The sequence below is a fragment of the Pseudomonas sp. GD03903 genome (genome assembly GCF_029840045.1).
GTDB classification, from domain to species: domain Bacteria; phylum Pseudomonadota; class Gammaproteobacteria; order Pseudomonadales; family Pseudomonadaceae; genus Pseudomonas; species Pseudomonas pseudonitroreducens.
The window spans coordinates 303681-312691 of sequence record NZ_JAOCBT010000009.1 but is presented as its reverse complement, the minus strand read 5'-3'; the positions used below and the strand labels follow the sequence as shown (position 1 = coordinate 312691).

Here is a 9011-nt window from a genome sequence, read left to right as displayed (position 1 = left end):
GCTGGCGGCGCTGTGCTCGAATCACATTCCGGATTATCGGAACCTGATGACCAGCTACAACGCGCTGACTGCGGGCAAGTAACAACTCGCTGAAATGAAAAAACCGGAGCTTCGGAAGATGCTCCGGTTTTTCCTTGCTCGGCTCCTGTAGGAGCGAGCTTGCTCGCGAACCTGCTGTGGCGGCGTGCCTACTCGTAGGAGCGGACTCCGTCCGCGATGTGTCTGCCTCGCGCCTTGGTTTCCTGCGTCGCTTCGGCGTGCGCGTCGGCTTCTTGTTTCGCCCCCTCGGGCGACCCACTTTGGCAAACGCCCCAAAGTGGGCAAAGGTCTTGCCCCGGACATCCGGTTTTTCGCTCAGGCGAAAAATTCCCTCGTCGAATCGAAGTTTCAGGGGCCCGAACTAGGCGTCCCCCGGCGAAGGGCCATCCCTGGCCCATCGCGGCTCTCGCGGCATCCATGCCGCTCAACCCCTGAAACTCCAATTCAACGAGGCCTCCTGAACGGGGCATTCGGAGTGTGCGGGTGTTTCACTGGAAGACTTATCAAGCCAGAGCCAGAGCCAGAGCCAGAGCCAGAGCCAGAGCCAGAGCCAGAGCCAGAGCCAGAGCGTGGAGCATGCTTTTCCTGTAGGAGCGAGCTGCTCGCGAACCCTTGAACCGGGGTGCTGGGTGGCCAATCGCGGACGGAGTCCGCTCCTACAAAAACATCAGGCTACGTGGGAGCGCACTTCGTCCGCGATCCGCAGGAAGGGACGACCCATTACCGCGTGAAATCCTCGGCACTGTGCCGCTCCGGCAACGCGTCGTCGCCCCAGGTGCGGTTGACCCGCCGTCCGCGCTGTACCGCCGGGCGGGCGGCGATTTCGTCGGTCCAGCGGCGCACATGGGTGTAGCTCTCCACGTCGAGGAATTCGGCTGCCTCATACACCTGGTTGTTCAGCAGCGCGCCGTACCAGGGCCAGATCGCCATGTCGGCGATGCTGTACTCGTCGCCGGCGATGTAGCGGTTTTCGGCCAGCTGGCGGTCGAGCACGTCGAGCTGGCGCTTGACCTCCATGGCGTAGCGATTGATCGGGTACTCGTACTTCTCCGGCGCATAGGCGTAGAAGTGGCCGAAGCCGCCGCCGAGGAAGGGCGCGCTGCCCATCTGCCAGAACAGCCAGTTCAGCGTCTCGGTGCGCTTGGCCAGGTCCCTGGGCAGGAAGTGGCCGAACTTCTCTGCCAGGTACAGCAGGATCGAGCCGGACTCGAAGATGCGCAGCTCGGGGCTGACGCTGGTGTCGAGCAGGGCGGGGATCTTCGAGTTCGGGTTGATCTCGACGAAGCCGCTGCCGAACTGGTCGCCATCGCCAATCCTGATCGGCCAGGCGTCGTACTCGGCTTCGGTCACACCCAGTTCCAGGAGCTCTTCGAGCAGGATGGTGACCTTCACGCCGTTGGGCGTGGCCAGCGAATGCAGTTGCAGCGGGTGCTTGCCGCGCGGCAATGCCTTCTCGTGGGTCGGGCCGGCGATGGGCCGGTTGATGCTGGCGAAGGCGCCGCCGTTGCTCTTGTCCCATGTCCAGACGCGGGGTGGAGTGTAGGTATCGTTCGCCATCTCGAGTTCTCACCTTGTGGGTTGAATGCCATGGATGCTACCCGCCCGATCGGTGTCGCGTCAGCCGTTTTTCCCTGGCTGCTGTTGCTGGGCGAACAGTGCGCGACGCCTTGCTCGGGTGGTTGTTAGCATATGCATAAACGATATTAAAAATTAGTTGATGCATAGTTTGAGATTATAAAAGAATCGCCGCTCAGTCCAACGGCGAAGCGCTGCAATGACGCTCTCGCTCTTTCGTGTCGTATCGAGAGTCCCATGTCTGCCCAGCCCGCTTGCGCCGCATTCTTCCGCCTCGAAGGCGTCGGCAAGTCCTATGCCGAGAACCGCGTGCTGGTCGACCTGGACCTGGAAATTCGCCCTGGCGAAGTCCTTGCCCTGCTCGGTGCCAACGGCGCGGGCAAGTCGACGCTGGTGAAGATCCTTGCCGGTTCCCATAGCCACGATGCCGGGCAGTTGCTGATCGATGGCGTGCCGGTCCGTTTCGCCTCGCCCCAGGACGCCCGCCGCCATGGCATCGTGGCCGTGCACCAGCAGGTGGAGCAGGGCGTGGTGCCCGGCCTGAGCGTCGCGGAAAACCTCCTGCTGGACGAGCTTTGCGGTGCTTCGGCGCCGTTGCTGTTCCGCCCGCGTGAAGCCTTGCACCGGGCCGCCGAGATCGCCGCCGGGCTGGAACTGGAGCTGCCGCTGCAGGCGCCCATCGAGTCGCTGGGCACCGCCGAACGACAACTGGTGATCCTGTCCCGCGCGCTGGCCCGCAACCCTCGCCTGCTGATCCTCGACGAACCCACCGCAGCACTGTCGACCAGTGAGGCCGAGCGCCTGTTCAAACTCATTGAGCGCCTGCGCGCTCGCGGCGTGGCGATCGTCTACATCTCCCATCGGCTGACTGATCTGCAGCGCATCGCAGACCGCGCGCTGGTGCTGCGCGACGGTCGCCTGGCGGCTGAGTTCAAGGCACCGCTGGACCTTGCCGCCGCCGTCGAATCGATGCTCGGCGCTGCGCTGGGCGACGTGCAGTTGCAGGCGCTGGAGCGGGGCGAAAGCGTGCTGACCCTGCGCGACTGGCAACTCGATGCAAACAGTGCCGCCTTCGACCTGGACCTGCACGAAGGCGAAGTGGTTGCCCTGACCGGCCTGCTCGGCGCCGGCAAGAGCGAGATCGCCGAAGTGCTGTTCGGCCTGCGCCGCCAGCATGCCGGCTCGATCCGCCACGATGGCCGCAACTGGCAGCCGCGTTCGCCGCGCGAGGCGATTGCCGCCGGGGTGTACTTCGCCGCCGAGGACCGCGCGCGCAATTCACGGATACCGGGCTTCTCGGTACGCGCCAGCATGACGCTGCCGTTCCTGCGCATTTTCACGCGCTTGGGCTTCATCGAGCGTGATGCCGAGCGCGCCAGGGTGGCCGAACAGATCGAAACGCTGGGCATCAAGGGGCCGGCTATCCAGGGAGATTGCATGGAGTCCGCGCTGGAGCTGCTCTCCGGCGGCAACCAGCAGAAGGTCATTCTTGCCCGCTGGCTGCTAAGACGGGGCCGTGTGCTGATCCTCGACGAACCTTTCCAGGGCGTCGACGTGCGCGCCCGCCGCGAGATTGGCCAGCGCATCCGCGCCAGCGCCGGCGGCCGCGCCACGCTGCTGATCTGCAGCGACCCGGACGAGGCGCTGGAAATCGCCGACCGCATCCTCGTCGTGCGCGACGGCGCGGTGGTCGCCGAGTTGCCCCGGCAGGACCTGCAACGCAGCGAGATCGTCGCCCATCTCACCCCATCCAACCCTTCACGCCAGGCAACTGCGCGTATCTAGAAAGGAACCTTGCGTGTCCAGAACTGCCGTGGGCAGCCCGGCGACGTCCTCCGTCGCTCGCCTGCTCGACTTCCTCATCCACTATGCGTTGCTCCTGCTGCTGGCCTTGCTGGTGCTGGTGTTCGCACTGCTGGAGCCGGCCTTCCTGCGGGTCGGCAACCTGTTCCTGGTATTGCAGTCGGTGTCCATCGTCGCACTGCTCGCCCTGGGCGTGACCCTGAGCATGGCCGTGGGCGGGCTGGACCTGTCCATCGGTGCGGTGGCCGCGCTGAGCCTGATGAGCGCCAGCTACGTGATGGTGGTGCTGGACTGGGGGCCGCTGGCGGCGATCCTCGTCAGCCTCGGCCTCGGCACCCTGGTCGGGCTGCTCAATGGCTGGCTGATTGTGCGCATGCGCGTGCCGGACATCCTCGCCACCCTGGGCAGCATGTTCCTAGTGGTGGGCGTGCAACTGATTCCCACCGGTGGCCGCTCCATCGCTGTCGGCATGACCCTGCCCAACGGCGACGAGGCTCCAGGCGCTTTCGCCAGTTGGTTCCTTGCTCTTGGCCGCGCGCAGTTGTGGGAGCGCGTGCCGGTGCCCGTGGTGATCATGCTTGGCTGCGCGCTGCTGGTCTGGCTGTTCCTCGAACGCACGCGGCCGGGCCGGCTGTTCTACGCCATCGGCGGCAACCAGCAGGCTGCGCGCCTCGCCGGTGCGCCGGTGGAGCGCTACAAGCTGCTCGCCTACGTGCTCTCGGCGTTGCTGGCGTCGCTGGGTGGATTGTTGCTGGCGTCGCGCCTCGGACGTGGCGACGTCAGCTCCGGCAACGGCCTGGTGCTGGATGCCCTCGGCGCCGCGCTGATCGGCTTCGCCGTGCTCGGCGCGCAGAAGCCCAATGCCTTCGGCACGCTGGTCGGCGCCGTGCTGGTGGCCACGCTGCTCAACGGTCTGACCATGCTCAACGCACCCTATTACGCCCAGGACTTCGTCAAGGGTGCCGTACTGGTTTCGGCCCTGATGTTTACCTTCGGTCTGGCCCGGCGCGGGCACTGATCGGCCACTTTTTCGGAGAATCAACCGATGAAATTCACCCCCTGCAAATCCCTGCGCGCACTGTTCGCCGCCGGCCTGTTGTTGTCCGGCGCAGCCAGCGCCGTTGCGGCGGGATTGCCCGGCGCGCCCGCACCCTTCGACAAGGGCGGCGTGCAGATCGCCCTGGTCGGCTACCTGTTCTCCGGCGACTTCCCCGAAGCCTACCTGCGCGGCGTGGAGAAACAGGCCAGCGCGCTGGATGTGAAGCTGCGCGTGTTCGACGCCCGCCAGCAGGCGGCCACCCAGCGCGAGATGCTGGAGCAGGCCATCGACCTGGGCGTGGACGGCATCATCGTCCAGCTCGGCCTCGCCGAGACGCTCAAGGACTCCATCGACAAGGCGCTGGCCAAGGGCATCAAGGTGGTCACCTTCGACGTCGACGTGAACGACCCGCGCATCACCCGCGTCGAGCAGGATCACCGCGAGCTGGCACGCCTGGCGCTCCAGCAGGTGCTGCAGGACAACGGCAAGGCCTTCGAGGCCGGCTACGTGTACATCGACGGCTTCACCCCCATGGAGCGCCGCGACGAAATCTGGCGCCAGGTGAAGGCCGAGAACCCCGGCATCGTCGAGAAGGCGCGCTTCGGCACGCTCAACGCGCCCATCGCCAACTCGGTGGCTGACCAGGCCAGCGCAGTGCTGCGCGCCAACCCTGGCATCAGCGTGTTCTTCGCACCTTTCGACGAATTCGCCAAGGGCGTGAAGATCGCCGTGGACGAAGCCGGCCTGGGCCAGAAGGTGAAGATCTACAGCGCCGATATCTCCACCGCCGACATCCAGATCATGAAGGAAGAGGGCAGCGCCTGGAGCGCCACCGCCGCGGTCAACCCAGAAGTTGCCGGAGCCATCAGCGTGCGCAGCCTGGCGCTGCGCATCGCCGGGGAGAACCCGGGCGAGCAGGTGCTGGTGCCGCCGACCCTGATCACCCGCCAGCAACTGCTCGACCTCGACGTGAAGAACGTTCGCGACCTGGCGCGCAAGGTGCCGGCCTTCGGCGAGGCGCAGAAGGTCGCGCAGGCGCCGTGGATTCCATTGGCAAACTGAGGGTTCGGGGATGCACGACAAGGCCAGGCGTCTGCAGAAGGCACGCTCGCCGGCGGGCGACCCGCGTTACGGCGATCGCCTGCCGCCGGGGCAGGTGCTGACCGAACGCTTCCCGATACTCCATGAAGGCGCGGTGCCGGAGTACGAGCGTGAAACCTGGCGCCTGCGGCTCGCCGGCGCGTTGTCCTGGCAAAATCCTGGGACGCAATCGCTGGAACTGAGTCTCGACGACCTGCTGGCATTGCCGCTGCGCGAGCTGGTCTGCGATATCCATTGCGTCACGCGCTGGTCGAAGTTCGATACCTCATGGCGCGGCGTGCATCTCGCCGATCTGCTCGATCATTACGGCGTGCGGCCGGCCGGGCAGTTCGTCATGGCCCATGCCGACCACGACTACCAGACCAACCTGCCGCTGGCAGAACTGCTGCGCCCGGACAGCCTGCTCGCCACGCACTATGCCGATGAGCCGCTGACCCCGGTGCATGGCTGGCCGCTGCGGCTGGTGATCGCGGGGCGCTATTTCTGGAAGAGCGCGAAGTGGTTGCGCGAGCTGGAATTCAGCGACACCGACCGGCCCGGATTCTGGGAGCGCAACGGCTTCCACAACGACGCCGACCCGTTCCGCGAGGAGCGTTTTTCCGGTGCGGCTCTGGATATTCCCGAGGATGAATGGACGCGCAAGGCCTTCGACTGAAGGCATCCGCTGTTGCCCTGGCAACACTGGCCGATGTTGCTGGGCGAACATGGTAATCGGTTATAAACAAAGCATTTTTTATTCGTTTAAAAGCATTCTGCCACTAGCTAGGATGATGCCTTCCCCATCGGGTCAGGGATGACCCGCGATACCGAGAGCCGCGCCTTTTCGCTCATCACGAAAAGAGACCGGCCGTGACACCTGGAGCGTTTTCCCGAGCACTGTTTTCTCCACCCTGAGGGGGACAGTCGCTCGCGGTTTCCGGACTTCCGACACCAACCGCTCAAGTCAAAAGAACCCAAAAAAGCGGAGTTCCGGACTCGCCGCCAACGGCGAGTGGCGCTCTTTAAGCGAGACAGGAGTATTTCGCGTGTTATCCCGTTCCCTTATTGCCGTTGCGGTGGCCTCGGTCATCGCCCAGGCCTCCGCGCATGCCGACGACAGCTCGTCGACCCCCGAGGCCACCACCAAGCTGGAGACCGTGCTGGTCACCGGCACCCGCGGCAACAACCGCACCCTGCTGGATTCCCCCGTGCCGGTCGATGTGCTCACCGCGCAGGACCTGAAGTCTACCGGCGCCGTCGGCGGCGAACTGGGTCAGGCCCTGGCGACGCTGCTGCCGTCCTTCAACTTCCCGCGCCAGTCCAACTCCGGCGGCGCCGACCACGTGCGCGCCGCCCAGTTGCGCGGTATGAGCCCGGACCAGGTGCTGGTGCTGATCAACGGCAAGCGCCAGCACACCTCGGCGCTGGTCAACGACTCGTCGAAGATCGGCCGCGGCACCGCGCCGGTGGACTTCAACTCGATCCCCATCAGCGCCATCAAGCGCATCGAAGTACTGCGCGACGGCGCCGGTGCGCAGTACGGCTCCGATGCCATCGCCGGGGTGATCAACATCATCCTCGACGACGCGCCCGAAGGCGGCGAGGTGACCACCAGCTACGGCGCCTACCACACCCACCAGGACGCCATCGGCAAGACCACCACCGACGGGCAGAACTCCTACACCGCGGCCAAGGCCGGCACCCGCCTGGGCGAAGACGGCTTCGTCCGTGGCGGCGCCGAGTTCATCAACCGTGAGCCGACCAACCGCGCCGGCTACGATGGCTTCGCCGACACCCCCGGGCAGCGCAACTACGTGATGGGCGACGGCCTGGCGCGCGACGTCAACGCCTGGTTCAACGGCGACCTCGTCCTGGGCGGCGGCAAGCTGTATTCCTTCGGCCTGTACAACGAGCGCCACACCACCGGCGCGGAGTTCTACCGCTACCCGGACGAGCACCCGGAGATCTACCCCAACGGCTACCTGCCGCAGTCCCTGGGCGATAACACCGACCTCTCCGCGACACTGGGCTACAAGGGCCTGATTGCCGACACCTGGGACTACGACGCCAGCGTCACCCACGGCCGCAACCGCTTCGAATCCTCCACCCGACGCACGCTCAATGCGTCGCTGGGCGACGACACGCCGACGCGCTTCGACACCGGCGACTACGAACTGCGCCAGAGCGTCGCCAACCTCGACCTCAGCCGCGAGCTGAGCCTTGCCGGGCGACCCTTCGTGCTCGCGCTCGGTGGCGAGTACCGCTACGAAAACTACATCACCAGCGCTGGCGACCCGGCCTCTTACTACGGCGTCGGCGCGGATGGCGCCAACGGCCTGCGCCCGAGCGAAGAGGTGGACATCGACCGCAACGTCTTCGGCACCTACGTGGATCTGTCGGGCGATCTCACCGACCAGTTCTTCGTCGATGCCGCTGCCCGCTGGGAGCGCTACGACGATGCCGGCAGCAAGCTCACCGGCAAGCTCAGCGGGCGCTACCAGTTGACTCCGGTACTGGCCCTGCGTGGTGCGGCATCCACCAACTTCCGCGCGCCATCGCTGGCCCAGGTGGGCTTCCAGAACACCACCAGCAACTTCGGCGACGGCGGCACGCTCACCGATATCCGCGTGCTCTCGGTGAACGACCCGATCGCCCGCGCACTGGGCGCCGAGAAGCTCGACCCGGAGACCTCGAAGAACTTCAGCCTGGGCCTGACCGCCCAGCTCAATGAGCGCTTCGACCTGTCCTTCGACGTGTTCCGTATCGACGTCGATGACCGCATCACCCTGTCCCAGCGCATCGGCAGCGACGCCATGGAGCAGTTCATCCAGGACAACTTCGGCGTGGCCGGCGTGCACGACGTGAACTTCTTCACCAACGCCGCCGATACCCGCACCGACGGTGCCGAGCTGGTGCTCAACTATCACCAGCCCCTGGTCGGCGGCACGCTGGGCGTGACCACCGCGTACACCTACAACCACACCAAGGTGCGCAACACCAAGGGCACCCCGCAGCAGTTGTCCGACCTGGGCATCGGCGACGACGCGCTGGTGGGCGTAGAGGAGCGCAACACCCTCACCGACGCCGCGCCCCGGGATCGTTTCATCCTCACCACCACCTGGAGCGATGCGCAGTGGAACCTGCTCGGCCGCCTGACCCGGCAGGGCGAGACCACCCGCGTGTTCGACTTCGGCGACGGCTACCACCCGGAGCAGACCTACGGCGCCGTGTGGCAGCTGGATGCCGAGGTGGCCTACAAGTTCACCCCGCAGTTCAGCCTGGCGGTGGGCGGCAACAACCTCACCGACAACTACCCGGAGCGCTCCAGCTCCGAGATCAACTACGGCGGCAACCTGCCGTACGACGTGCTCTCGCCGATCGGCTCCAACGGCGCGTACTACTACGCCCGCGCGAGCTATTCGTTCTGATCTGCGCTGTTGAAAATCCAGGGGCCGCATCGCGGCCCTTACTACTT

At 65.7% G+C, this 9011-nt stretch carries 6 protein-coding genes and 1 pseudogene; 6 read left to right on the top strand and 1 reads right to left on the bottom strand.

The features are described from left to right. A pseudogene (locus N5C91_RS17205) lies at nt 1-82 on the top strand (hydrolase); the annotation flags it as partial. 677 nt (nt 83-759) lie between these two features. On the opposite strand, the gene yghU reads toward N5C91_RS17205, so the two are convergent. Continuing rightward, entirely contained in the window at nt 760-1596 is an 837-nt protein-coding gene (yghU, locus tag N5C91_RS17200) for a glutathione-dependent disulfide-bond oxidoreductase (RefSeq protein ID WP_236170564.1), read from the bottom strand. A 255-nt stretch (nt 1597-1851) separates the two neighbouring features. Here yghU and N5C91_RS17195 point away from each other — a divergent pair, with 255 nt between their 5' ends. The 5 genes from N5C91_RS17195 to N5C91_RS17175 all read left to right on the top strand — a co-directional run bounded on the left by N5C91_RS17195 (nt 1852) and on the right by N5C91_RS17175 (nt 8964). Then, on the top strand, nt 1852-3399 hold the full coding sequence (locus tag N5C91_RS17195; RefSeq protein ID WP_279830801.1) for a sugar ABC transporter ATP-binding protein: 1548 nt from the start codon (nt 1852-1854) through the stop codon (nt 3397-3399). Between the two features lie 13 nt (nt 3400-3412). Then, nucleotides 3413-4435 carry an ABC transporter permease gene (locus N5C91_RS17190; RefSeq protein WP_279830799.1) on the top strand — a complete coding sequence of 341 codons (1023 nt, stop codon included), beginning with the start codon at nt 3413-3415 and terminating at the stop codon, nt 4433-4435. A 27-nt stretch (nt 4436-4462) separates the two neighbouring features. After that, nucleotides 4463-5518: a substrate-binding domain-containing protein gene (locus N5C91_RS17185; RefSeq protein ID WP_279830798.1), complete on the top strand. Its 1056-nt coding sequence runs from the start codon at nt 4463-4465 to the stop codon at nt 5516-5518. 10 nt (nt 5519-5528) lie between these two features. Continuing rightward, nucleotides 5529-6212: a molybdopterin-dependent oxidoreductase gene (locus tag N5C91_RS17180; RefSeq protein ID WP_279830797.1), complete on the top strand. Its 684-nt coding sequence runs from the start codon at nt 5529-5531 to the stop codon at nt 6210-6212. A gap of 370 nt (nt 6213-6582) precedes the next feature. Next, nucleotides 6583-8964, top strand: coding sequence for a TonB-dependent receptor (locus N5C91_RS17175; RefSeq protein ID WP_236202272.1), 2382 nt, complete (start codon nt 6583-6585; stop codon nt 8962-8964). Nucleotides 8965-9011 lie beyond the last annotated feature (47 nt).